Origin of the sequence: Pseudomonas syringae group sp. 243L2 (assembly GCF_032587875.1) — a bacterium.
In the GTDB taxonomy this organism is placed as follows: domain Bacteria; phylum Pseudomonadota; class Gammaproteobacteria; order Pseudomonadales; family Pseudomonadaceae; genus Aquipseudomonas; species Aquipseudomonas amygdali.
On sequence record NZ_JAWHPL010000014.1, the window covers coordinates 179,398 to 204,494 of the forward strand.

The 25,097-nt window shown below is 56.5% G+C and carries 22 protein-coding genes and 4 tRNA genes; 13 read left to right on the plus strand and 13 right to left on the minus strand.

Annotated features, from left to right (window positions below):
• Positions 1-388: 388 nt before the first annotated feature.
• On the plus strand, positions 389-1,804 hold the full coding sequence (locus RYB66_RS08180; RefSeq protein ID WP_087677432.1) for a DNA cytosine methyltransferase: 1,416 nt from the start codon (positions 389-391) through the stop codon (positions 1,802-1,804).
• 273 nt (positions 1,805-2,077) lie between these two features.
• Here RYB66_RS08180 and RYB66_RS08185 read toward each other — a convergent pair whose 3' ends face one another.
• The 3 genes from RYB66_RS08185 to RYB66_RS08195 are packed head-to-tail and all read right to left on the minus strand — an operon-like array spanning position 2,078 to position 2,819.
• Positions 2,078-2,329, minus strand: coding sequence for a hypothetical protein (locus RYB66_RS08185; RefSeq protein WP_176394376.1), 252 nt, complete (start codon positions 2,327-2,329; stop codon positions 2,078-2,080).
• A gap of 53 nt (positions 2,330-2,382) precedes the next feature.
• Positions 2,383-2,607, minus strand: coding sequence for a hypothetical protein (locus RYB66_RS08190; RefSeq protein ID WP_087672713.1), 225 nt, complete (start codon positions 2,605-2,607; stop codon positions 2,383-2,385).
• Positions 2,604-2,819: a hypothetical protein gene (locus RYB66_RS08195; protein WP_087677431.1), complete on the minus strand. Its 216-nt coding sequence runs from the start codon at positions 2,817-2,819 to the stop codon at positions 2,604-2,606. Before RYB66_RS08195 ends, RYB66_RS08190 begins: the two co-directional genes overlap by 4 nt.
• Before the next feature lie 418 nt (positions 2,820-3,237).
• Here RYB66_RS08195 and RYB66_RS08200 point away from each other — a divergent pair, with 418 nt between their 5' ends.
• The 5 genes from RYB66_RS08200 to RYB66_RS08220 are packed head-to-tail and all read left to right on the plus strand — an operon-like array spanning position 3,238 to position 7,946.
• On the plus strand, positions 3,238-3,711 hold the full coding sequence (locus RYB66_RS08200) for a TIGR03757 family integrating conjugative element protein (RefSeq protein WP_087677429.1): 474 nt from the start codon (positions 3,238-3,240) through the stop codon (positions 3,709-3,711).
• Complete coding sequence (locus RYB66_RS08205) at positions 3,708-4,646, plus strand: TIGR03756 family integrating conjugative element protein (RefSeq protein WP_087672709.1); 939 nt, start codon at positions 3,708-3,710, stop codon at positions 4,644-4,646. Before RYB66_RS08200 ends, RYB66_RS08205 begins: the two co-directional genes overlap by 4 nt.
• Positions 4,643-6,034 carry an integrating conjugative element protein gene (locus RYB66_RS08210; RefSeq protein WP_004409751.1) on the plus strand — a complete coding sequence of 464 codons (1,392 nt, stop codon included), beginning with the start codon at positions 4,643-4,645 and terminating at the stop codon, positions 6,032-6,034. The genes RYB66_RS08205 and RYB66_RS08210 overlap by 4 nt, the downstream gene beginning before the upstream one ends.
• Before the next feature lie 2 nt (positions 6,035-6,036).
• Positions 6,037-6,411, plus strand: coding sequence for a hypothetical protein (locus RYB66_RS08215; RefSeq protein WP_087677428.1), 375 nt, complete (start codon positions 6,037-6,039; stop codon positions 6,409-6,411).
• On the plus strand, positions 6,408-7,946 hold the full coding sequence (locus RYB66_RS08220; protein WP_087677427.1) for a conjugal transfer protein TraG N-terminal domain-containing protein: 1,539 nt from the start codon (positions 6,408-6,410) through the stop codon (positions 7,944-7,946). Before RYB66_RS08215 ends, RYB66_RS08220 begins: the two co-directional genes overlap by 4 nt.
• A 50-nt stretch (positions 7,947-7,996) precedes the next feature.
• On the opposite strand, the gene RYB66_RS08225 is transcribed toward RYB66_RS08220, so the two are convergent.
• From RYB66_RS08225 to RYB66_RS08235, 3 genes are all read right to left on the minus strand, one after another.
• A complete protein-coding gene (locus tag RYB66_RS08225) occupies positions 7,997-8,386 on the minus strand; it encodes a DUF3742 family protein (RefSeq protein WP_020314295.1) in 390 nt (129 codons plus the stop codon).
• Between the two features lie 219 nt (positions 8,387-8,605).
• Positions 8,606-9,886 carry a translesion error-prone DNA polymerase V subunit UmuC gene (umuC, locus tag RYB66_RS08230; protein WP_087677426.1) on the minus strand — a complete coding sequence of 427 codons (1,281 nt, stop codon included), beginning with the start codon at positions 9,884-9,886 and terminating at the stop codon, positions 8,606-8,608.
• Positions 9,873-10,307, minus strand: a complete 435-nt coding sequence (locus RYB66_RS08235) for a LexA family protein (RefSeq protein ID WP_003318766.1) — start codon at positions 10,305-10,307, stop codon at positions 9,873-9,875. Before RYB66_RS08235 ends, umuC begins: the two co-directional genes overlap by 14 nt.
• Before the next feature lie 112 nt (positions 10,308-10,419).
• On the opposite strand from RYB66_RS08235, the gene RYB66_RS08240 reads away from it, so the two are divergent.
• From RYB66_RS08240 to xerC, 3 genes are all read left to right on the plus strand, one after another.
• Positions 10,420-11,112 carry an SOS response-associated peptidase gene (locus RYB66_RS08240; protein WP_083181171.1) on the plus strand — a complete coding sequence of 231 codons (693 nt, stop codon included), beginning with the start codon at positions 10,420-10,422 and terminating at the stop codon, positions 11,110-11,112.
• Positions 11,113-11,540: 428 nt separating this feature from the next.
• Positions 11,541-13,439, plus strand: coding sequence for a MobH family relaxase (mobH, locus tag RYB66_RS08245; protein WP_083181224.1), 1,899 nt, complete (start codon positions 11,541-11,543; stop codon positions 13,437-13,439).
• Positions 13,436-14,839, plus strand: a complete 1,404-nt coding sequence (gene xerC / locus RYB66_RS08250) for a tyrosine recombinase XerC (RefSeq protein ID WP_087677425.1) — start codon at positions 13,436-13,438, stop codon at positions 14,837-14,839. Before mobH ends, xerC begins: the two co-directional genes overlap by 4 nt.
• Positions 14,840-15,166: 327 nt before the next feature.
• Here the strand turns inward: xerC and RYB66_RS08255 are convergent.
• The 7 genes from RYB66_RS08255 to rluD form a co-directional block, all read right to left on the minus strand.
• Positions 15,167-15,243, minus strand: a tRNA-Pro gene (locus tag RYB66_RS08255).
• A gap of 97 nt (positions 15,244-15,340) precedes the next feature.
• Positions 15,341-15,416, minus strand: a tRNA-Lys gene (locus RYB66_RS08260).
• Between the two features lie 5 nt (positions 15,417-15,421).
• Positions 15,422-15,498: transfer RNA gene (locus RYB66_RS08265), tRNA-Pro, on the minus strand.
• A 29-nt stretch (positions 15,499-15,527) separates the two neighbouring features.
• Positions 15,528-15,603 (minus strand) — tRNA-Asn (locus tag RYB66_RS08270).
• A gap of 295 nt (positions 15,604-15,898) precedes the next feature.
• A complete protein-coding gene (clpB, locus tag RYB66_RS08275; protein WP_004663469.1) occupies positions 15,899-18,463 on the minus strand; it encodes an ATP-dependent chaperone ClpB in 2,565 nt (854 codons plus the stop codon).
• Between the two features lie 170 nt (positions 18,464-18,633).
• Positions 18,634-19,362, minus strand: coding sequence for a peptidoglycan editing factor PgeF (gene pgeF / locus RYB66_RS08280; protein WP_316894214.1), 729 nt, complete (start codon positions 19,360-19,362; stop codon positions 18,634-18,636).
• A complete protein-coding gene (gene rluD / locus RYB66_RS08285; protein WP_002551999.1) occupies positions 19,359-20,321 on the minus strand; it encodes a 23S rRNA pseudouridine(1911/1915/1917) synthase RluD in 963 nt (320 codons plus the stop codon). Before rluD ends, pgeF begins: the two co-directional genes overlap by 4 nt.
• A 149-nt stretch (positions 20,322-20,470) precedes the next feature.
• On the opposite strand from rluD, the gene RYB66_RS08290 reads away from it, so the two are divergent.
• The 4 genes from RYB66_RS08290 (at position 20,471) to RYB66_RS08305 (ending at position 24,784) form a co-directional block, all read left to right on the plus strand.
• The gene (locus RYB66_RS08290; RefSeq protein ID WP_005733851.1) at positions 20,471-21,493 is read left to right on the plus strand and encodes an outer membrane protein assembly factor BamD; all 1,023 of its coding nucleotides are present in this window, start codon (positions 20,471-20,473) and stop codon (positions 21,491-21,493) included.
• A 129-nt stretch (positions 21,494-21,622) separates the two neighbouring features.
• Positions 21,623-21,862: a PP0621 family protein gene (locus tag RYB66_RS08295; protein ID WP_002551997.1), complete on the plus strand. Its 240-nt coding sequence runs from the start codon at positions 21,623-21,625 to the stop codon at positions 21,860-21,862.
• Positions 21,852-23,444 carry a two-component system sensor histidine kinase NtrB gene (locus RYB66_RS08300; RefSeq protein ID WP_316894216.1) on the plus strand — a complete coding sequence of 531 codons (1,593 nt, stop codon included), beginning with the start codon at positions 21,852-21,854 and terminating at the stop codon, positions 23,442-23,444. Before RYB66_RS08295 ends, RYB66_RS08300 begins: the two co-directional genes overlap by 11 nt.
• Before the next feature lie 2 nt (positions 23,445-23,446).
• Positions 23,447-24,784: a sigma-54-dependent transcriptional regulator gene (locus RYB66_RS08305; protein ID WP_016982716.1), complete on the plus strand. Its 1,338-nt coding sequence runs from the start codon at positions 23,447-23,449 to the stop codon at positions 24,782-24,784.
• Positions 24,785-25,097 lie beyond the last annotated feature (313 nt).

Consider the following 25,097-nt stretch of genomic DNA (forward strand, 5'->3'; position numbering starts at 1 on the left):
GGAGCATGTGCAGCCTTGCGACAGGTGCTTGGCCAAAGCGGACGCATGCACGCTGCGCATGAAAACCATCGTAGCTTTGGAGAAAAACGCGCGCGCCCTTGCCCGCGTTTCATGTACTGGGTTGATAGACGGTGCCGAACGTACCGATTCCGCCCTTGACACAACTGGCGAACTTGTAAGAGCCTGGATAGGTAACTTCAGCTTCAAACCCGTAATGAGGGCTACCTACTAGTGGCCTCGACGCAGCTGTCTGCGTGAACATCCCCAAAGCTCGCAAAGCAACCGGAAGCGCGAGCGGCCAACTGACGTTGGTGGCTGCACACTCCTCACTTCATCAACCCAATGGGAATCCTCCCATTGGGCCGGGTTCCCTTTTTGAGAACCCTACATGAATACCTTCTCACTGCTCATCACCCCTAAGATAGGGGAAGCCCGCGGCGTCCCACGTATTTGGCTTGAGGGCCAAAAGCTTTTAAATGCCGGCATCGAAATAGGAACTCGTTTTTCACTCATCCGCCTAGAAGGACAGACTAGGCTGGAACTCGTGCCAGCCACATCACCAGAGTTCAACACAGGCGATGTCACGGTCTCCAGGCGGGTTAAAAATGGAATCACGACACCCCTCATCGAGATCCGGACAGCACTACTCAGAAGCTTGTTCAAGACCGCAGAGAAAGTCCGAGTTGTCATTCGTTTGGGAAGGATCATCATCACCCCCCTCGACAATGACAAGAGGATTGAAGAGCGTCTGGCGCGAATGAAGCGCAAGCTCGATGCCCAAGAACCACTGGCGGTATGCAGTCTGTTTCACGGTGGAGGAGTGCTGGATCGTGCGATACACGCCGGCCTGGCGCGTTCAGGAATTGATACGTTTGTCAGGATTGGTATTGAGGTTGAAGATCAGTACCTGGACGCCAGCCTGCGCAACAACCCAATGCTTTGGCGAGACACTTCATTCGCAATCTGTGCAGATGTCCGGGACGTACAGCGCGGCACGGGCACACCGGAATGTGATTTGGTTGTTGCGGGCATTCCTTGTACTGGAGCGTCCCGTGCAGGCAAGGCCAAAAACAAACTCAATTCAGCCGAACAACATCCGTCCGCGGGCTCGTTATTCATAGACTTTCTGGACTTTGTCCGGTACTCCAACCCAGTCATGGCAATCGTCGAAAATGTACCTGATTACCAGACCAGCACTTCGATGGAAGTGATCAGATCTGTGTTGAAGTCATTGGGCTACCGGCTGTTCGAGTGCATCCTCGACGGTGCCGTGTTCGGGGCTTTCGAAAGCAGGTCCAGGATGGCTTTGGTTGCATACACGGAGGGGGCTTTTGAGCCTTTGAGACTGGATCAGATCACCCCTCTTCGCACAAAAGAGCGCTCACTCAAGGATCTCATGGACGCTGTGCCAGAAACAGATGAAAGCTGGAAGTGTTATGACTACCTGGGACGTAAAGAGGAGCGCGACATTGCTAGCGGCAAGGGCTTTCGCAGGCAGTTACTGACACCTGAAGCAACCTCATGCGGTTGTATTGGGCGTGGGTACGCGAAGGCAAGATCGACAGAACCATTTATTCGACACCCAAGAAACCCGGCGCTCAGCAGGCTTCTGACGGTAAGCGAACATGCTCGCGTCAAAACCATACCGGTTGAGATCGTTGAAGGAGTATCCAACACCACAGCCCACGAAATGCTGGGTCAATCTGTCATCTATACCGCTTTCGAAGCGATAGCGGCCGCTGTAGGAAAGTTGATAACGAAGCTGCACAGAACTGCCACACCGGCAGGTGTGATGGCGGCTTGAAAACGTCCGGCCTACCTTATGGGTAGCGCCGGGCTATCCTCGAAAGGTTTTAGTACCAGCCATGTTGCTTGTGGGTTTTCCAAATCTTCACTGAGCATGCAAGGCCACTTACAGCGCAGATCGCCATGAATACGAGCTCCGGAGTCCCTCTACTGTCCCAGCCGGTCAAGGCGCTAAGCGAGTCATACCCCAAAGCCACCGTACCGGCTACGACCGCAGCCGTACCGCCAAAAATGAGCAATAAATAAAGCAGAAATGTTTTCATCGCATTACCTACTGTTTGTCCAGGTCAGCCGCTACCCAGCCTTTTGCACCATTATATTCATCACCTCCTTCGGCGATGAAAATGTGGCCAGTTTCATCCACAGCGAATACACCCGGGCGCTCATGGCTCGCGTCACGCAATGAATCCTTCCAACCGTATACCTCGCCTTGCCAGATCAGCACAATGCCGCCATGGTGATCCTGGTTGAGATCTCGCCACTTAGTGGCAGTTGCGCGCAGAGCTCCGCTGAGATCGGTCATGGCTAAATCTCCTATCCTGATGGGGCCTCGCGGCAATAGGCTGCTTATGTGGCCTATGCTGGACCACCATTCCAATTGGAAACGGCAGACTTCAGCTCTACGTCAAGCATTTCGCACTGCTCTTCACCCAGCAAACTCTCTGCCTGCAGAGCGCCGATCCACCCCTGAGCTTGAGCTGCAACATGGAGCATCACCTCCAAGTCGCCAGCTATGGCCACGTTCTCGATGCGTTGACGGGCACGTTCCATGATTTGGACGCTTGGATCATTGTCTTTCATCGTAGATTTTTCGCTCTGTTCTGACCTATCAATGACTTTTCACGCAGCACTTCAAAGACCTCGCGCGCAAGTGCTGCCATCATCAGAACAAATCCCAATAGCAGAGCAATAATACATGCCTCGCTGTACGCCAGATCTGCAGTGCGCTGCCCTGCTTCCCCCAGACCTATAGAAGCCAAAACCGCAATCAATTGAGCCACTGCTAATTTCATAAGACGTTCCTTCTGTCTTTTCGATGCAAAAGTCGTGTATTTCTAATTGCCAAGCCCCGCACGAAGCGAGGTTTGGAGTGAAGCTGTGCGGCAGCCAGATTGGCGGTCGGCACTGGGCGCGAAAGGTCTTTTCCTAATGCAACTGTGTGCTCCGCAACAACAGTGCAGTCGTCCAGCGAGACAGCACCCGAAACATCCTCCACCATGATAACCGGCTCGCAGCAAAAGCTCGATCGTAAGCTTGCAGGCCCGCTTGCTGCACTGTTTACCGACACCACTACCGCGCCTGCTGCTCGATGGCAGGCTCACGGTCCAGACAGGCGCCACCAAACCCCAACCGTCCCGATAACGGTTTCCTACTGACGACAGTTCATTAGTCGCGTTTTCTGTACCTGACACCACTTGCAGGTACTGCCTAATGCCACCCTCCAGCCCCTACCGCCTCAGCGGCAAGAACCGCATGGCCTTACTGATCTTGATTGCGGCCATACAGGTCCCCCTCACGAACGCGGAGACGTGGATCGTTACCGACCGGAACCACCCAGTTCAGGCACCGGCACATGTCCGGCTGATCCTCCTCGACGAATCCGAACGGCTCGAAGCCAAGCTGTCGGAAGGACTGCCAGCGAACCAGCAACAAGCCATCGCGATCATGCAGCAACGCCTCATGAGCAGCGATGCGCAGCGCTTGCAACGAGATCTGGCTTTGGCTCAACAAAACCTCGTAGACGCCTGGAGCATGGGGGTAACGAAGGTCCCTGCAGTGGTGGTCGACCGCAAGTTTGTTGTGTACGGGGAAACCAACGCTACGGCCGCTGAATATCGCATTGCCCAGTGGCGCGCCACCGCCAAATACCAAAATGCAACTGGCCGGGGGGAGGCACCGCGATGAACTTGCCAAAGCCTCCAGCATGGGCAGCCCTGGCACTGTCGATCACAACCTGGCCGGCAGCAGCGGGCACGGTGACATCTGCCACCCTGGTCGCCTCAACCCTGTCACCTGACTGCCTGGAATACAAGGTGGTCGGGATCTGCTACTGGCTGCTTTGCACTCCGTTTGGATGCAAGGTGAAGACGTCGACCAAGGTTCGTCACTTCGTTCCAGACGCCGTGGTCTCAAGCTACTCGAATACCGGTGAAAACCCTTGGGTGGAGGTCTCTTCGTTGAGCTCACCCACTTCATTCGCCCAGGATGGCGGTGACGGAACCACTAATCATAATAACGAGAATAGCCTGGCTAAATTCAAAAACGCTGACGTCATAGGCCACCCCGGGGGTGCAACATTCAGTAAGTTTGCCAGCGCCTCGGGCTATGCCTGTCAAGGCGCTGCAACGCCCTATATGCCCTACCTGCTGAGCACCTTGGACACCGTCGCCTGGCGTTACGGCGTTCCAGAATCTGTGTATCCAGAAGCACTGATTCCCGGCCGTCGAGAGGTGGGTGGTCTGACGTCGGGGGACATGTGGGGAAGCGTCTACCCTCGCAGTGGTTTTATCCATCAAGCCGACGATTACAAGGCGGCATCCGTGATAGCGCAGCGTGCAGGTGACGTGGTCACTCGCAGCGGTCAGGTTCATGTCTATCAACCGCTTCTGGCACAGCCGCAGCCAGGCTACTGGCCGGCAGGAGAATTGATCGAGACCGACGCCACCACCGGTAAGTGGCAAGAGCTCACGCCGACCCTCAGTCAAAGCTGCGCGGTATTTCCAAACCCCCAGCCCCGTGTGCAGGCGACCGATGGTGGTTACGCCTGGGCGTTATGGCGCCCGTATTCCTGCTGCAAGCGGGAAGGACAAACCTTTCTTGGCAGTACGGACTTTCAATGATGATCAAGAGGACTTCAACTATGCGCCGCGCTGCCTTTCTGACTATTGCATTCATGAGCACCCTGACAGCCCATAGTGCTCTCGCCGAAATCCCGGGAATCAATGCAAGCTCATCGGGCAGCGTGATCGGTGACGACGTGCTCTACAGCGTTGGAGGCGGCAACGCTGTGACGATGGGTACGGCGGGGAATATGGATAGCATCAGCATCGGCGGTGGCTGGAACAGCAACCTAGTCTGCGGAAACATGAGCATGAACAACACGCTCCAGAATCAGTTGAATGGAGCAACTTCCGGATTTCAGACGATCATGGGGTCGATGATCTCAAACGCTACCAGCGCCGTCTCATCACTACCAGGACTGATTATCCAGCGGGCTAACCCGGCTTTGTACAACCTGCTTACCAACGGCATTCTGCAGGGTCGTCTTGACTTCGACCGCTCCAAAGGCACTTGCCGTGCCATTGCTGACAAGATGCTCGACGTCGCCGGAGGACAGATGGGCTGGAACAAGATCGCCGAGGGCCAGGCTATGAGTCAGGCGGTGAAAAACGGGAACACAGATGCTGTCTCAGCCGTTGCACAGGTCGAAAAGCAGGGAGGGAATGACGGTATTACGTGGCTCGGAGGGAATAAGGCCGGCGGATCTGGCCAGCAACCTATCAAGGTCGTAGGCGACGTTACCCGAGCGGGATACAACTTGCTGAACGGACGCGGCGCTGCCGATACATCGTCCATTAGTCCTTCGGCCTGCAACAACGGCATGGTGTGTTCCACCTGGTCCTCGCCTCAGGCAGCTACCACGTTCGCCAACCGGGTACTGGGAGAGCAACAACAACGCACTTGTGAGGATTGCACCAAAACAACCTCCACTGCCGGCGTTGGCCTCACACCACTCATACAGGAATCCTACGACTCCAAGCTCAAGGCGCTGCAGGAATTGATCTCGGGCAGCAAGGCCCTCACCTCAGAAAACTTGACTGCAGCGAGCAGCGATTCTCTGCCTGTTACCCGTGGAGTGGTCGAGGCACTCAGGACTGAGCATGACCAGGACATTCTCGCAAAACGTCTTGCTTCAGAGGTAGCGTTATCTGAGGTTCTCGGCAAAGCGCTACTGCTTCAGCGCACTATGTTCACCGGCAGCAAAGAACCGAACATTGCCGCCAACGATGTGGCCCTGCAGGCGGTCAGTCAGCAGAACAGCAGCCTGCAACAGGAAATTGACAACCTCAAGACCGAGTTGGATATGCGTCGCAGCTTGGCCAGCAACTCACCGACAGCCATCCTACAGAGGGCTCAGAGCCGGAAGGACAGCTCCAAAGGCATCTTTCAAGGAGATCCAACGCCAGACCGCCTCGATCAGCTGCAGAACCCTGCGAAAGGTAACTGATCATGAGTTCATTGCCGGTTGCCAAGGGATGGCTACGTAGGGGCGCAAAGGCGCTTGTATCGTTCACCTGGCCGGTCTTGCTGACCATTGTTCTGGCTTTGATTTTCATGACGGCCATCGTACATTTCTTTGGAGATATTGAGCAGTTCAGGGAATGGCAAAAAGCGCACTACAACTACATGCTGGCCTGGCGGCTGTCGCTTTATGCGGCGATAGGGCTCGGCTGGTACAGGCTAAGGCGCACCCTTAAACAGCGAGCATCAGAAACAAACCTATTCCCCTCGGGACTTCGTCGCTGCGAGGTCATGGCCATCTTCGTCATTCTCCTTTTCGAGCTTCGGCGCGCCGCCACTGTAGCGGGAGTTGACCTGCCATGATCTTGCACACGAATGATTACCTTGAGTATTACCTGACGTTGGTCGGATGGCTCATAAACGGCGGCATCTGGAACATGATCGAGGACAGCGGACTCTTCGCAGCGCCCTTTGCCGCCATTGTCATCAGCGAATGGCTCAGAGCCCGCGGTGAGGGAGCTGATGAGGGCAACAAGGGCGTCCTCTCATTGGCCCGAGTAGAAAACCGGTTCTACACGGCAATCCTCGTGATCATTCTTGCCTGTATGCCTCTGGTGAACGTCAGCATTGATACCATCCAGTTCGACCGAAGCCGCTCAGAGCAATGCCAATACTCAATACCCAATCCGACTGATACAGGCTGGGAAACATCCTTCAGTACGCTGAACGGTAAAAGCGCCACAGTGCCCGTCTGGTGGCTGTTTGTGCATGCGATGTCCAAGGCAGCAACTGCGGCCTCAGTCGCAGCTATTCCCTGTGGAGTGGATTTGCAACAGGTCCGGATGGACGTCAACAAGGCCCGCATCAACGATCCGCTGCTTGCCCAGGAGGTCGCTGACTTCACGAACGATTGCTACGCACGTGCGCGCGCAAAGCTGTTCATGACCCAGCCTACCCTTAGCAATGATCAACTCAACGACGTCAACTGGATCGGTTCGCACTTCTTCCTGCAAACATCCGGCTATTACAGCGATGGTTTCTCTGGGTTCAGATCACACACTCCCCGAACCAAATGGCCCTATGACGCAACCCGGGACGCGGGCCTGCCACAAACCACTGGTGGTGGTGGGTTTCCTACATGCACTCAATGGTGGTCGGATGGAAGCGTCGGGCTCAGAGCCAGGCTGCTGGCACAGGTCAGTCCAGATCTGCTGAGCAAGCTTGCTCAGTGGGCAAAATTCATGACCCAGACCGAAGTGAGCGACTCGGTCATCCGGGATCTGGTCTCTCCGAGGAAGCAGCAACTGACCCAGGGTCAGGTTTATTCAGACTATGGCGGTCAAGTCGGTGGCTCTGTGCTAAATGACTTTACACGCCTTGCAGCTACAGCTGGTCAGGCAGCAGGATCTCTTGTGATGTATCCAGCCATGGACAGTGTAAGACAAGCAGCGCCCATGGTGATGGCCTTCCTAAAGATGGCTCTCATCATTTGCATTCCGTTTGTACTGGTGATCGGGGCGTTCGACTTGAAAGTCGTGATGACGGTGACTTTCGCAGCATTTGCCTTGATTTTCGTGGACTTCTGGTTCCAGCTCGCACGATGGGTAGACAGTACGATTCTCGATGCCCTCTACGGCAACGGGATCGGCAGCAATGTTCCTCACACCAATTTTGACCCGGTATTTGGAGCGAGCAATGCGCAAGGAGATCTGCTGCTGGACTTCGTGATGGGAGCGATGTTCATCGTGCTCCCCAGCTTTTGGATAGTAGCGTTGGGCTGGAGTGGGGCGAAACTAGGAAGTTTGATGAGCGGATTGGCTACTGGCACTAGCGCGGCTCAGGACGCTGGAGGGAAAGGTGGACAGTTGGCTATGTCAGTAGCCAAAGGGAAGATCTGACCAACTACGTAATGTGCCAGGTACTGGTTTGAAACAGCTACCTGGCGCACTTACTCGACCCGATGGCTACCAACATAAGTCCCATAACCATCCAAGCCTTCACGGACTTCGATCTTCGTTGCCTTGTTGGCATCCAAGTCAAAGTCGACGCTCTGCGATCCCTGCTGAATCGAAGGGCTGCTAAAGATGCCGATTCCGATCGCGATGATGGCAAGCAATCCAAGAAGCTGTAGCAAGCCCCAAGTTGCGAGCAGCGCTCCAGCACCGAGGACAGCCACCCGAGCACTCCACTTCACAGCGGTCACAATAAGTGCAGGTATACCGGCACGGCCCAGCGATGACCACAAAGCTTTTTCCAGGCGCAAAACTGCAGCCACACCACGGCCCAGGCCCTGCCCGATCCGCATTGCAGCGCTGCCTTGTACTTTAACTGTGCTCATAGCCACCTCGTGACTCAATCAACATGTCGTTCTGACATCATTTATAGACCTATAAACTCACATATTCAACCTACTTTCCCTTAGAAATCAACCTTCCGACGAACAGCCGGCCGACTGTTTCAGACCGTATAACGCTTCGGTACGACAGTGTTTTCAAATGAAATACTGTTCCATTAATCCAAGTGCGTCCGCGCTTCCATCCCTACCATTCCAGAGCTGCTACACACTTTTCACCTCCCACAACTGATCGAGCCTGGTCGTATAACTTTGACTCATCAGCTCGCGACGCATAGCCCACTCTGGATTGGAAGGAACACTCCCAGCTCGTAAAGTCCCTCTGCCCCAGCGTGTATTGATCTCGTCCAGGACTCCCATGACCTTCTCCGAAGATGCCGGCTGCGAAGCAGCGAACATGTCATCCGTAAATTCGCCAGGCTGTCTCAGATCCAGCAACAGAACCTCAGCTTTGCTGTACTTGAACCCCGGTCGAAACAAACGATTCACTGCCTCAGTCGCCGCCCTGGTCATCAAGCGCACGTCGTTGGTGGGGTATGGCAATTCAACCAAAGCGCCGTTGGCGTACTTGGCTTCTTCCGGATTGAACATGCCGGTACGGATGCTGACGCGGATCTTCTTGCACAGCGAGTTTTGAGAACGGAGCTTCTCGGCCGCACGCTGAGTGTAGGTGGCCACCGCCTCTTTGATAGGCTGAATGGTGGTTAGCCGTTTTCCGAACATTCGGCTGCAACATATCTCCTGCTTGGGTGGTGCAGCTTCGCCCAGCTCCAGGCACGAAGTACCTGCCAGCTCACGTGCGGTCTTTTCAATGACCACGCTGAACCGGTCGCGCAGAGTACGCGGGTCGGCGGTTGCAAGGTCCATTGCGGTGCGGATGTTCATAGCCTCCAGGTGGGCATTCATCTTCTTCCCTACCCCCCAGACCTCTGAGACCGCCGTATTACGCAGTACCCAGTTGCGGTTATGCAGGTCGCAAATGTCTACAACACCGCCTGTATGGGATAGCAGTCGCTTAGCAGTGTGGTTTGCCAGCTTGGCGAGCGTTTTCGTAGGACCGATACCCACACCAACAGGAATGCCAGTGCATTTAAGAATGTTCGCCCGGATGCGTCGACCGAACGCTGTGAGATCGCCAGTGACCCCGGTGAGGTCTGCAAACGCCTCATCGATGCTGTAGACCTCGGAGGCTGGCACCATCGACTCGATGATCGACATGACACGCTCGCTCATGTCGCCATAGAGCGCGTAGTTGCTGCTGAACACCTTTATGCCGTGGCGGCGCAACACCTCTTTGATCTGAAAATAGGGAGCCCCCATTTTCACAAATGGCTTGGCGTCGTAGCTACGGGCGATGACGCAACCGTCGTTATTGCTGAGTACCACGATGGGCGTTTTCTCCAGATCTGGACGAAAAACACGCTCGCAGCTGGCATAGAAGCAATTGCAATCGATAAGCGCGAAGACAGCCTCATGCTTTTCCATGACGGCGCATGCTGTAGTTCACTACGCCCCAGATGACGAGGTTGTCACCCTCCAGGATGTGCTTGGACGGGTAGGCACTATTTTCGGATTGAAGTTTGACAACCCCATCCATCATGAAGAGCCGCTTGCAAATCGGTTCCGAATTATTAAGCGCTGCCACAACGATCTCTCCATGCTCGGCAGTGCGACTGCGATCAACGACGATCAAATCCTTATCAAAAATACCTGCCCCAATCATGCTGTCTCCGAGAATTTTCGCCAGGTAGACATGCGGTGCCCGTACCTCGGCCAGTTCGTCTAGGGACACGTGCTTCTCGATGTAATCGACAGCGGGAGAAGCAAATCCAGCTGGCACCTGAAATGAGTAGAGCGGTAGCTTGATACCCCCTTCAGACAACGGACCAAGAATGACTACGCTCATGATGAAGACCTTTCTATAAAGTTAGCTGTATAGATATACAGTTAACTCTTTGGCCCGCGCGCGGTCAATCGTACTGAAAGGCATTTTCGACGAGTGACATTGGGGTGACATCATGTGCGGACGCTACTCGATCTACGAATCCATGGACCACTACCTCAAGGAGCTTGCCCCAGAGCAGATCGTGATCAATGGGTACGACCTCCTGCCCATAGAGCGCTACAACGTGGCTCCTAGCACTCGGGTTGAGATCATCCGTCCCACCGAGGGGGGTCTGAGTGTCGACAAGGTTCGGTGGGGGTGGGAGCCTTTCTGGGCGAAAGGCAAACGACCAGCCCCAATCAACGCTCGAGTCGAAACCGTAATGACGGGAAAGTTCTTCAAAGAGCTCTGGCCTACCGGACGGGCAGTTGCCCCAGCGAACGGTTGGTTTGAATGGGTGAAGGACCCGGATGACCCCAAGAAAAAGCAGCCCTACTTCATCCGTCTCAAGAGTAAAAAGCCTATGTTCTTCGCGGCATTGGCCCAGGTCCACAGAGGGCTTGAGCCGCATGATGGCGACGGGTTTGTCATCATCACGTCGGCAAGCGACTCGGGAATGGTGGACATTCATGATCGCCGCCCGGTGGTACTGACGGCAGAAGATGCGCGGGCATGGCTTGATTCCGAAACTACACCGCAGAAAGCCGAAGCGTTGGCAAAAGAGCACTGCAGGATTGTTGACGATTTTGAATGGTTCCCGGTTGATCGCGCAGTGGGGAACGTGCGGAATCAAGGACCGGAGCTCATCCAGCCCGTTGAGCTTTGACTGCCCCACGCCTTTGACTTCGACCCGACCAACGGCTGTCCGTATTCGTCTGCCCCCGGTAGTCCGCACCGAAAGGGCGAAATGGGCTGAAGCAAATGGCAAAGCGAAGGGTTTGAATGGAATGGGGGAATAAGGGTAAGTGCCTTACCCGAAAGGGCCGGCGAGTCCGCCGGAAATGGATGCCGAAAGGGTTCGAAAGGCGTCCTCAATAAAAATGAAATTTACAAAAAATGTTACTTAACAGTCACTTGGAGGCTACATTTTTTTACGCAAGCGTGGCAACATCCGATTCTGTCACTGTTTGGATCCCAGCCAATCGAGTGACGGCTTATGTATATAACCTTTCCAGGATGGATATAGGTTTCGACTTGTCACGCTGAGCCATATAAAGCAAAAGGCCCACCAATGACTTCATCATGGGTGCCTAAATGCTTAGTTTCTTCACGCGAAGAAAAGCGTCTCCGATCTCGTCCAATGCTGCTGCAGGCTTTTTCAAACCAGAATCTCCCGACGCGTTGCTGTCGACTTCCCGACGGCGCCAGTTGATTGAAAACATCTGGCAGCGGACCTCTCTGCCCCGTGAGCAGTTCGAGACGCTTTACATGCAGGCATTCAAGAGCTACGCAGCCTTGGTGCAGCATCTCCCAGCCTCTGAGAATCATCACCATGCATATCATGGTGGCATGCTGGATCACGGTCTCGAAATCGTCGCCTACGCACTTAAGATACGGCAAATGTATCTGCTCCCCATCGGAGCGCCGCCCGAGTCGCAAGCGGCTCAGTCAGAAGCATGGTCTGCAGCATCGGCCTATGGTGCGCTCGTCCACGACCTGGGAAAGATTGCGGTAGACGTCAAGGTTGAACTCGCAGATGGCACTATCTGGCATCCATGGCACGGGCCTCTGGATCAGCCATACCGATTCAAGTACGTGAAAGGTCGAGACTATCGGTTGCATGGAGCAGCTTCGTCGCTGATCTACTCCAATGTGATTCCGGCGAAGGCATTGGACTGGCTCAGCGGGTTTCCCGAGCTCTGGTCTCAACTCGTGTTCGCGTTCGCAGGTCAGTATGAGCATGCCGATATCCTTGGTGAAATTGTCTCCCAAGCTGACCAGGCATCCGTGGCACAGGAACTCGGAGGCAATCCTGGCCGAGCTATGTCAGCGCCCAAGCAGTCTATCCAAAGGCAGCTGGCTGAAGGCCTGAGGATGCTCGTGGCGGATAAATTCAAGTTGAATCAGCCAGACGGTCCCTCAGACGGATGGCTGACTCAGGAAGGCTTGTGGCTTGTCAGCAAGCCAGCTGTAGATCAGCTCAGAGCACTTCTGCTGTCTCAGGGTATCGAACACATCCCCTCGTCCAACGCCCCAATGTTCAATCTGCTCCAGGATCAAGCGATCATTCAGCCCAACGGAGAGGGAAAAGCCATTTGGAAGGCCAGCATCGACAATGGTCGTGGCTGGAAGAACACGTTCACAGTGCTGAAAATAGCGCCGGCACTGATCTGGCCAAACACCACTGATAGACCTGAGACGTATACCGGTACGCTGACCGTGGAATCTGCACCAATGGCGGATGACAACGAGCAAGTTCCTGCTGGAGGCGACGAATCTCAACCGGTGAACAGCAAAAATACGCCTGCGGCATCAGCAGTGCGCCCTGCACCTCAGCAAGCACCTCCTGCAGCAAAAGATTTTGATGCGCTGGACGAGCTGCTCGATCTGTTCCCGGACCCGGTAGCGACAGCACCGACTCAACCAGCACCCGAGCAGGTAGGCGATGACGATCAGATTCCGTTTTTGCCCCCTCCTCCGGCACCTACCAATCTTAGCCAACCTCGGCAGCTTGTGGGTAACAAGGCAGAGAACCACACAGCCCCAGTCGAAGAGCCGGCAAAAGTCTTGCCGGAAGGTAGCTCAAGCCACGGCTTGAACTTCCTCACCTGGCTGAAGGGGGGCGTGATCTCCCACAGGATCATCATCAATGACGCCAAGGCACGTGTGCATACCGTGGATGGCACTGCGTTCCTGGTGAGCCCGGACATATTCAAACGTTACGCACTTGAGCACCCGGGCATAGAGCGTGAAGCTAAAGAGCGGGATCTGGAAGCTTGGCAGGTCGTTCAGCGTTCTTTTGAGAAGCTGAAAAAACATCGCAAGACTGGCGCAGGCCTGAACATCTGGACATGCCTGGTCAAAGGACCACGAAAAAGCAAGCAACTGCGGGGCTATCTGCTCATAGAGCCTAACGACGTTTTCAGCGAGGTGCCCTATGACAACCCGGTCATCAGCTTGGCAGAATTGGTAGACAAGGACACATCTGAATGAAACCGATGACGCTTCCGGAACTGACCCAGGAATACATACTCACTCATGACCTTAGGCCCGACACCGTCAAGATCTATTGGGCTGCCACAAAATCCTACGTCAGATTCTTCGGCGACTGCCTTGCCTGTGAGACGACCCACCGAGACATGCTTGACTGGCGCAGGTCTGAGCTCGAGCGGATCTCCAAGCGCAGCTGGAACACGTACTCCAGCCATTTGCGCACCATCTACGGCTATGCAATCGAGCACGGTCTGCTGGAGCTGGTTGTTAACCCACTTAAAAACACGCGTGTGATGCCGCCCAAGCGCCCAAAAAAGACAGTTGCGAACGACGCAAGCGTCCGCGCTCGTAACTGGCTGAGGATGCTGACCGCAGAGGAGCGTGCCACCGCGAAACGGACAGAAATTACACCTGCCTGGTTCTGGCTGAGCGTGTTCGAAACGTTCTACTACACGGGGATCAGGCTCAACGCGCTGCTATGCCTGAGATATGCGGATGTATACCTGCGCGACCGGCTGATCAGAGTCAGAGGCGAAACGGAGAAGACTCATCGTGAGTTCCTGATTCCTATCCCGGACGGCCTGATGGCTCAGATAGAAACACTTATGCAAGCAGCGAAGGCCTTGAGGTTCCAGCCGGGTGACCAGTTGTTCAACGTAAACAGATTTTCAGGCCACTACCGCCGCCATGAGATGAACTCCAACCAAGTCGAGGCGATGTATAAAAAACTCACTGCGATGACCGGTGTACGGATGACGCCTCACCGCTTCCGACACACGATCGCCAGTGAGCTAATGACGCTACCGGAGCGCAACATCTATCTGACCAAGAAATTGCTGAACCACTCGAATATAGCTACCACGATGGATTACATCGAACCCGACTACGACATGATGCGGGAGGTGATGAACGAACGAGGAAAGCGGCCGGCCAAAATCAGCTACATGGCAAAACCGGATGCGACGCTGCGTGCTGATAGACACCGATCAATATCTGCTCCAGTTAAGGACTTGACTGCATCGACTACGACTCGCGAAACAACTGCAGAAGCCGAAAGCTCAGTCGGCCAGGCCTTGGCTAGGCCCCGCGCACTGCCTACACCGGTCTCGACCATGTGCCCATCAACTGCTCAAGATACCAGGACAGTGAACCGCGACGAGACGCCCTCACCCACTAGTGACCGCGACACCGCAGTCAGCCAGCTACCGTTAGGCTGCTCCAGTCCAGAAGATCTGTTGAGAAGCTTGGGGGAACTCACCAGGTGGGTACAGAACAACATTGCCGGCGGAGGAATTGGTGCTGAACCAGTAATCGAGGAAAGACCTGTCCCAAGCCAGGATGCTCGGCATCTACGCCCTGAAATGCTGGAATTGGCCGGATGGATCGGCAGGTCAGGCTGATCACTTGCGTTGGATACTTGTAAAAATACTCAATCTGCCATTATCAGCAGATGCATCGCGATGCCGATTATTTAGTTATCAGGCCTAATGACTGCTTCATATGGGCCGATACACGCGCAGCACAGCATTTTTTGCCAAAAAAAACGCCCCGTACACAAGCTTTCGCTCGGTACGGGGCGCTCCAATTTGACATCACAGCTTGCTGGCGCTATGTTTCGCGACAGACGGCTGCTTGTTTGGGTATAAGACCCCTCATACGGTAAAGCCTGCCTCAAACTGAGACATGAACACCCATCAAGGTCCTAAAGATACAGCCACAACAGTGTTTGGTCGGGGTAAGGGGATTCGAACTCCTGACATCCTGCTCCCAAAGCAGGCGCGCTACCGGACTGCGCTATACCCCGGTAAATCTAAAAAACACCTCCGAGGAGGCGTTTTCTATTTGGGTGACGCTTGTGGCGTCACTCCCTAAGATCCAGCCAGATACAAACTGACCAAAAATGGTGGGTCGTGTGGGATTCGAACCTACGACCAATTGGTTAAAAGCCAACTGCTCTACCAACTGAGCTAACGACCCAAATATGGTCGGGGTAAGGGGATTCGAACTCCTGACATCCTGCTCCCAAAGCAGGCGCGCTACCGGACTGCGCTATACCCCGACTAAAACTGCATTGAATCTTGCGAAATCTGGCTCCACGACCTGGACTCGAACCAGGGACCCAGTGATTAACAGTCACTTGCTCTACCAACTGAGCTATCGCGGAACTATCGATTTCAGATTCAACTTTACAACCTGTTGCCTTGAAACCAGCGTGCTGTTAACTCGTTGATTTCAATCTCATCGACCTTTGCGCTTCGTTTGTATCGTTGCGTTCACGTCTCTGAGGCGCGCTATTCTACAATTTTAAAAACACCTGTCAACCCTATAAATTGCTTTTTAAGACAATGATTTGCGATTTTTTCCCAGATCCCCTTTCAGGCCCGATTTTACTGCTGGCAGCATCCTCAGAAAAAAGGCCCTCGGCGAGAGGGCCCTCTATATAGAGCTGGCGAGCGCTATCAGGCAAACACGATCTCGTCGTCGACCACCTTGCCGGTGATGGTGGTACCGGGCATGAAGCTGCCCGAGAGGATCATCTGTGCCAGCGGGTTCTCGATCCAGCGCTGGATCGCCCGCTTCAGCGGCCGTGCTCCATAGACCGGGTCGTAACCGACGGCAATCAGCTTGTCCAGCGCCTCGGGGCTCAGGGTCAGCGCCAGCTCGCGCTCAGCCAGACGCTTGCGCAGGCGGCCCAGCTGGATATCGGTGATACCGGCGATCTGGTCACGCGCCAGCGGTTCGAAGATCACCACTTCGTCAATCCGGTTCACAAACTCCGGCCGGAAGTGCGTACCGACCGCATCCATCACCGCAGCACGTTGCGCCTCACGATCACCGACCAGTTCCTGGATCTGCGCCGAGCCCAGGTTGGAGGTCATGACGATCACGGTATTGCGGAAGTCCACCGTCCGCCCGTGGCTGTCAGTCAGGCGTCCGTCTTCAAGCACCTGCAACAGGATGTTGAACACGTCGGAATGTGCCTTCTCGACCTCATCGAGCAGGATCAGCGAGTACGGCTTGCGACGCACGGCTTCGGTCAGGTAACCGCCCTCTTCGTAACCGACATAGCCCGGTGGTGCACCGATCAGGCGAGCCACGGAATGTTTCTCCATGAACTCGGACATGTCGATACGCACCATCGCCTCTTCGGTATCGAACAGGAATTCGGCAAGCGCCTTGCAGAGTTCGGTCTTACCCACACCGGTCGGGCCAAGGAACATGAACGAACCGCTCGGGCGATTCGGGTCGGAAAGCCCTGCACGCGAACGACGTACGGCATTGGAGACCGCGACCACCGCTTCTTCCTGACCGATTACCCGGTTGTGCAGCAGGGTTTCCATGCGCAACAGCTTCTCGCGCTCGCCTTCCAGCATTTTCGACACGGGAATACCGGTCCACTTTGACACGACTTCGGCAATTTCTTCCTCGGTCACTTTGCTGCGCAGCAATTGGTTCTCGGGTTTGCCGTGCTGATCGACCATTTGCAGGCTGCGTTCCAGGTCCGGAATGATCCCGTACTGCAACTCGGCCATGCGGTTCAGGTCGCCACGACGACGCGCCGCTTCCAGTTCCTGACGGGACTGCTCTATTTTCTGCTGGATCTGTGCAGAACCCGTTACTTCAGCTTTTTCCGAGGTCCAGATTTCTTCGAGATCGGCGTATTCCTTCTCAAGGCGCACCACTTCTTCCTGGAGTTTTTCCAGACGCTTGATAGCCGCTTCATCCTTTTCCTTCTTGAGCGCCTGAGCTTCCACTTTCAGCTGGATCAGGCGACGCTCAAGACGATCAAGCACTTCAGGCTTGGAATCGATCTCCATACGAATGCGGCTGGCCGCTTCGTCGATCAGGTCGATGGCCTTGTCGGGCAACTGGCGATCGGTGATATAGCGATGGCTCAGCTTGGCCGCGGCGATGATCGCACCGTCAGTAATGGCGACCTTGTGGTGCACTTCATAGCGCTCTTTCAGGCCACGCAGGATTGCGATGGTGTCTTCTTCGCTCGGCTCGTCCACCAGCACTTTCTGGAAGCGACGCTCAAGTGCAGCGTCCTTCTCTATATATTGGCGGTACTCGTTGAGCGTGGTGGCACCGACACAATGCAGCTCGCCGCGAGCCAGCGCAGGCTTGAGCATATTGCCAGCGTCCATCGAGCCTTCGCCTTTGCCGGCGCCGACCATGGTGTGCAGTTCGTCGATGAACAGGATGATCTGGCCTTCCTGCTTGGACAGTTCGTTGAGCAGCGACTTCAGGCGCTCTTCGAACTCACCACGGTACTTGGCACCGGCAATCAATGCGCCCATGTCCAGCGACAGCAAGCGTTTGCCGCGAAGGCCATCTGGCACTTCGCCGTTGATGATGCGTTGCGCCAGGCCTTCGGCGATAGCGGTTTTACCCACGCCAGGCTCACCGATCAGCACCGGGTTGTTCTTGGTACGGCGTTGCAGGACCTGAATGGTGCGACGAATCTCGTCATCACGACCGATCACCGGGTCGAGCTTGCCTTCTTCGGCACGCTTGGTCAGGTCAACGGTGTACTTGTCCAGCGCCTGACGCGACTCTTCGACGTTAGGGTCATTCACGGCACCTTCGCCGCGCAGGTTGTTGATGGCGTTTTCCAGGGCTTTCTTGCTGACGCCCTGCCCCAGCAACAATTTGCCGAGCTTGCTGTTCTCGTCCATTGCCGCGAGCAGCACCAGCTCGCTGGAAATGAATTGATCGCCTTTCTGCTGTGCCAGACGGTCGGCCTGGTTAAGCAGGCGCGCAAGATCCTGCGACATGTTGACGTCGCCAGTGGGGTTCTGGATTTTTGGCAGTCGGTCCAGCTCTGCGCTCAGTTCCTTGCGCAAGCTGTTGATGTCGAAGCCTACCTGCAACAGCAGAGGCTTGATGGAACCGCCCTGCTGCTCAAGCAGCGCCTGCATCAAGTGCGCAGGTTCGATGGCGGGATGGTCGAGGCCAACGGCCAGCGACTGGGAATCGGATAACGCTAACTGTAATTTGCTGGTCAATCTGTCGATACGCATTAGTCACCTTCCTTTAATGCAGGCCGGAGCAATGAACACACCTATAACGAAAACCTGCTGAATAGCCAGTTAGATGCGGACGATTCTGCGCGTTTCAAGCGTGCCGTGGTTGATACAGATCAGACGTGTGTTCAGCCAAGCCTAGCTGGCCCGCGCAAAAGAGCCTGCAATCAGGTGTGATCAATCCAGATCAGCGAGGCGAAGCGGCCAGTGCGCGCGGCACGCCTGTAGGAAAAGAAGCGCGGATCGGTGAAGGTATCCAGCCCGCCGCCGTACACGGCAGAGATACCTTGGGCTGCCAGTCGTAACCGGGCGAGCGCGTAGATGTCGGCCATGAAACGATCAGGATTCGAACTGGCGACAAACGCAGCGACCGTCTGCGGGTGGCTGGCGGTAAAGGCCTCGCGCACCTCGGGGCCGACTTCGAAAGACGGCTGGCCGATGGCCGGACCCAGCCAGACCATGATGTCTTCAGGAGCGCACTGCAAACTGTCGGCGGTGGCTTCCAGCACACCGGCCGCCAGTCCGCGCCATCCGGCATGCGCGGCGGCGACGCGGGTGCCGTCGCGACGACAGAACAGTGCGGGCAGACAATCGGCGGTCATGATGGTGCAGGCAACGCCAGGGCTATCGGTCCAACTGGCATCGGCTTCGACAACCCGGGACGGATCAGCAGGCACGACGTCGACGCCATGCACCTGCTTCAACCAGGCGGGCTGAACGTTGAGACTGGAGGTCAGGCGCTGGCGATTGGTCGCCACGGCCTGCGGGCTGTCATCGACGTGATCGCCCAGATTGAGGCTGTCGAACGGGGCCAGACTGACCCCGCCCGAGCGGGTGGTGACGCACGACTTGATCTGAGCTGGCGCAGGCCAGTCAGGTATCAGCCAGTCATTCACCCGATGAACGCCTCGCGATCCTGCTTGAGCAGCGACAGCAACCAGACGAAATCATCCGGCAGTGGCGACTCCCAGCTCATGCGCTTACCGGTGGTCGGATGATCCAGCTCCAGAAAGCGGGCATGCAACGCCTGCCGCGGGAAGGTCTTGAGCGAATCGACCATGGTCAGGCTGGCCGCTGGCGGAATACGGAAACGACCGCCATAGGCAGGGTCGCCGACCAACGGATAGTTGATATGCGCCATGTGCACGCGAATCTGGTGGGTACGCCCGGTTTCCAGCTTGACCCGTACATGGGTGTGCGAACGGAAGCGCTCCAGCACGCGGTAATGACTGACCGCCTGCTTGCCGCCCTCCATCACCGCCATGCGCTGGCGCTGCTGGCCGTGACGGCCGATCGGTGCGTCGATCTTGCCGCCTGCGGTCACCACGCCAATCACGATGCACTCGTAGATACGACTGACACTGCGACTCTGCAACTGGGTAACCAGTTGGGTCTGTGCCTGAATGGTCTTGGCGACCACCATCAGACCAGTGGTGTCCTTGTCCAGACGATGCACGATGCCGGCACGCGGAACATTGATGATGTCCGGCACATGGTGCAGCAAGGCATTGAGCAGCGTGCCGTCGGCATGACCGGCAGCCGGATGCACCACCAGACCCGCAGGCTTGTTGATGACGAGGATCTGGTCGTCTTCATAGATGATGTCGAGCTCGATGTCCTGAGCAACCCATTCACCCTGGGCCTCCTGCTCGGCAATCAGCTCGAGAACAGCGCCACCATGCACGATGTCGCGGGGGCGCAATACGCCTCCGTCCACAGTCAGGCGGCCGTCCTTGATCCAGGCGGAAAGGCGCGAGCGCGAGTGCTCAGCGAATAATTGTGCGGCGACTTGATCGAGGCGTTGACCGCCCAATTCGGACGGCACCTCTGCGCGGAGTTCTATATTTTCGGACATGACCAGACTAGGTGGCGGCTAGCCTTTGGTTTCGGCAGCGCGCTTGTGGTTAAATACGGCGTCTTTTGTCCCGCCGGTATCGCGGGGCGCTCATCATAACAGGACGGCCCCGCCCAAGACAGCAGGCCGTTATAGGGACGCAAGCCGCCATGCAAGTGAAACACCTGCTGCTGATCGCCATCCTCGCATTGACTGCGGCCTGTTCGTCGAAGGAAGTCATCGACGAAAACCTCAGCGAAGTCGAGCTGTACCAGCAGGCGCAGGCCGACCTGGGAAACAACAGCTATAACAGTGCCACGGAGAAACTCAAGGCACTGGAATCACGCTATCCGTTCGGTCGCTACGCTGATCAGGCCCAGCTCGAGTTGATCTACTCGAACTACAAGAACGGTGAACCCGAAGCAGCCAAATCCGCTGCCGAGCGTTTCATCCGTCTGCATCCGCAACACCCGAACGTCGATTACGCGTATTACATGAAGGGCCTGACCTCCTTCGATCAGGACGTCGGCCTGCTGGCGCGCTTCCTGCCGCTGGACCAGACCAAACGTGACCCGGGCGCTGCCCGCGACTCGTTCAACGAGTTCGCTCAGCTGACCAGCCGCTTCCCGAACAGCCGCTATTCGCCGGATGCCAAGCAGCGTATGATCTACCTGCGCAACCTGCTGGCCTCCTACGAAATTCACGTAGCCGACTACTACCTGACCCGTCAGGCCTATGTCGCCGCCGCCAACCGTGGCCGCTATGTCGTGGAAAACTTCCAGGAGACGCCATCGGTAGGTGACGGTCTGGCCGTGATGGTCGAGTCCTATCAGCGTCTGCACCTCGACGATCTGGCAGCCACCAGCCTTGAAGTGCTCAAAACCAACTACCCGAACCACCCGCAATTGGCTGACGGCAAGTTCACCCCGCGTCAGGCGGAAGCCGACAACCGCTCGTGGCTGTCAAAAGCGACCCTTGGTCTGATCGACGGTAGCGCACCGCTGCCACCGGGCCAGACCCGTGCCGATCAGGACATCAAGAAGCAGTATCAGGACGCCAAGGACGCCATTCCGAAAGAGCTGTTGCCGGAAAATCAGGCAGAGCTGGACGAGCAGGCGGAAAAAGACGCCGAAGCTAAAGGCACCAAGAGCCGTTCGTGGTTCAGCTACATGACCCTGGGTCTGTTCGACTGATCTTCACGCCATTAAGAAAGAGGCCTTCGGGCCTCTTTTTTTATGCAGCACATTTATGCGCCGCAGCCACTGTGCGCCTGACTGTACCTTGGCTACACTGCGCCATCGTCAATCACTAAGCTGGTAGTCATGGTTCGCTTACTCATGTGGGCCGCGTTGATCGCGGCGGTGATCTGGTTCGTCAAGCGCCTGATCAATCCCCCCAAGCCGAAGTCCCGTGCCGAGCCGCCTGAAATAGCGGCCACCCCAATGGTGCGCTGCGCACACTGTGGCGTTCATCTCCCTCAGGATCGCGCGCTGAGCCAGGCACAGCAATGGTATTGCAGCGAGGCACACCGCCTGGAAGGCCCTGCGGCACGTGACCGCTGACACGCCCTCGCTTGCCAGCCCACAGGCGCAAAGGATTCTGCGGCTTTACCACCTTTATCGGCTAACCATCGGCGTGGTACTGGTCCTGCTGATTTCCAGCAGTCTGGAAACCGAACTGTTGCAACTGGCCAATCCAAACCTGTTCCGCTCGGGTTGCTGGCTGTATCTGGTGTTCAACATTCTGGTCGTCGTGCTGCTGGAGCGTCCCAGCCGTCAGGCGCAGCTGTTCAGTCTGGCAATGACTGACGCAATCATGCTCTCTGCGCTGTTCTACGCGGCGGGTGGCCCTTCCAGCGGCATCGGCAATCTGTTGATTGCTTCCGTAGCAATCAGCAATGTATTGCTGCGGGGCCGTATCGGTTTGCTGATCGCCGCCGTTTCTGCCATCGGCATCATCTACCTGACGTTCTATATCAGCTTCGGTACACCGTCGGTTTCCAACGACTACGTGCAGGCTGGCTCTCTGGGTGCCCTGTGCTTCGCCGCCGCACTGCTGGTGCAGGCGCTGACAGCGCGCATGCAGGTCAGCGAAGTGCTGGCCGAACAGCGTGCAGCGGATGTCGACAGCCTTGAAGAACTCAACGCGCAGATCCTGCAACGCATGCGTACCGGCATTCTGGTACTGGATGCCAACCGTCAGGTGCTGCTGGCCAATCAAGGTGCCCTTACCCTACTGGGCCACGAGCGACTGGTCGGCCAGGTTATCGACGCTTACTCGCCGCAACTGGTGGAACGCCTGCGCCAGTGGCTCGTCAACCCGATCATGGTGCCGCGTAGCGTCACGACTTCACCCATCGGGCCGGTGCTGCAACCGAGCTTTGCCGCGCTCAATCGTGGCGATCAGCGCCAGACGCTGATCTTTCTTGAAGACCTGTCGCAAATTGCTCATCAGGCGCAGCAGCTCAAGCTCGCCGCACTGGGACGCCTGACCGCCGGGATTGCCCACGAGATACGCAACCCGCTGGGCGCAGTCAGCCATGCCGCACAGTTACTCAACGAATCTGAAGAACTCAGCGCAGCGGACCGACGCCTGGGGCAGATCATTCATGACCAGTCGGGGCGTATTGATCGGGTCATCGAAAATGTTCTGCAATTGTCGCGCAGACGCGAAGCGCAGCCCGAACTGCTGGACCTGAAAACCTGGCTGGAACACTTTATCGCTGAATTTCGCAGTTCCGCTGCGCCCAATCAGTCGATTCATGTCGACATAAGCCCCGGCACGCTGACAACCCGCATGGATTCAGGGCAACTAACACAGATCATGACCAACCTGCTACAGAACGGCCTGCGCTACAGCGGCAGAAATCATTCGTCAGCGCAGGTCTGGCTGAAGCTGCATCACGACCGACAAAGCGATTTGCCCATTCTGGAAGTACAGGACGACGGGCCAGGGGTCAGCGAGCAACATTTGGCCAAGCTATTCGAGCCGTTTTTCACCACGGAAAGCAAAGGCACCGGTCTTGGTCTATATCTGTCACGCGAGCTGTGCGAAAGCAATCAGGCGCACCTGGAATACGTCCCGCGGCAAGGTGGCGGCAGTTGCCTGCGCATAACCTTCGCCCACCCGTTCAAAACGAGCTGAGCATGAGCCAACGGCAAAAAATCCTGATAGTCGATGACGAGCCGGATATCCGCGAACTGCTGGAGATCACTCTGGGGCGCATGAAACTCGACACCCGATGCGCCCGCAATGTTGCCGAGGCCCACGACTGGCTGGCCCGCGAGCCGTTCGATATGTGCCTGACCGACATGCGTCTGCCCGACGGCAACGGCCTTGAGCTGGTGCAGCATATCCAGCACGGCTACCCCCATGTGCCAGTGGCGATGATCACTGCCCACGGCAACCTGGACACCGCGATTAATGCGCTCAAGGCCGGGGCTTTCGATTTTGTGACCAAGCCGGTTGACCTCGGCAGGCTGCGCGAACTGGTCAATAGTGCGCTGAGCCTGCCTTGCGCCCAGCCAGCCCGCAGCATCGACAGCCGCCTGCTGGGCGACTCGCTGGCGATGCGTACCTTGCGCAACCAGATCGGCAAGCTGGCCCGCAGCCAGGCACCGATCTACATCAGCGGCGAATCGGGCAGCGGCAAGGAGCTTGTAGCGCGGCTGATCCACGAGCAGGGTCCGCGCATCGATAAACCGTTCATACCGGTGAATTGCGGGGCCATTCCTTCCGAGCTGATGGAGAGTGAATTCTTTGGCCATCGCAAGGGCAGTTTCAGCGGTGCCCACGAAGACAAGCCCGGTCTGTTTCAGGCGGCACATACCGGGACGCTGTTTCTCGACGAGGTGGCCGACCTACCACTGGCCATGCAGGTAAAGCTGTTGCGAGCCATCCAGGAAAAATCAATCCGCAGTGTAGGCAGCCAGCAAGAGCAGATTGTGGACGTACGCATTCTGTGCGCCACGCACAAGAACCTTAATGCAGAGGTTGCGGCAGGCCGTTTCCGTCAGGATCTGTATTACCGGTTGAACGTGATCGAAGTGCGCGTCCCCTCATTGCGCGAGCGGCGCGAGGACATCGATCAACTGGCAGCCAGTGTTCTAAAGCGACTTGCTGGCAATGGCACGCAACCGGTGGCGCGCCTGAATGCGCAGGCGCTGGACACGCTGAAGAGCTACCGATTCCCCGGTAACGTGCGCGAACTGGAAAACATGCTGGAGCGCGCCTACACGCTCTGTGAAAACGATGAAATCCATGCCAGCGACCTGCGCCTTGCAGAGTCCGCCAGCCCCCAGGAGCACAGCGGTCCTAGCCTGGCCGACATCGACAACCTTGAAGACTACCTGGAAAGCATCGAGCGCAAGCTCATTCTGCAAGCCCTGGAAGAAACCCGCTGGAACCGTACCGCAGCGGCAGAAAGGCTCAGCTTGTCCTTCAGATCGCTGCGTTACCGGCTGAAGAAACTGGGCCTGGATTGAGCGCTCCGTACGGCACAGCCTGACCGACTATCGTGCGACGCTCCGCATCGGCATGCCATTTCTGGACGCTCTGCGTCCTATCCTGAATAAGCGGCGCGGCGCAGATTTGTGACGCGGAGCGTCACCCAAGGCATTCCCACGCTGGAGCGTGAGGAACGATAAGTGTCTGGGCAACGATAATCTCCACTATCGTGCGACGCTCCGCATCGGCATGCCATTTCTGGACGCTCTGCATCCTATCCTGAATAAGCGGCGCGGCGCAGATTTGTGACGCGGAGCGTCACCCAAGGCATTCCCACGCTGGAGCGTGCGG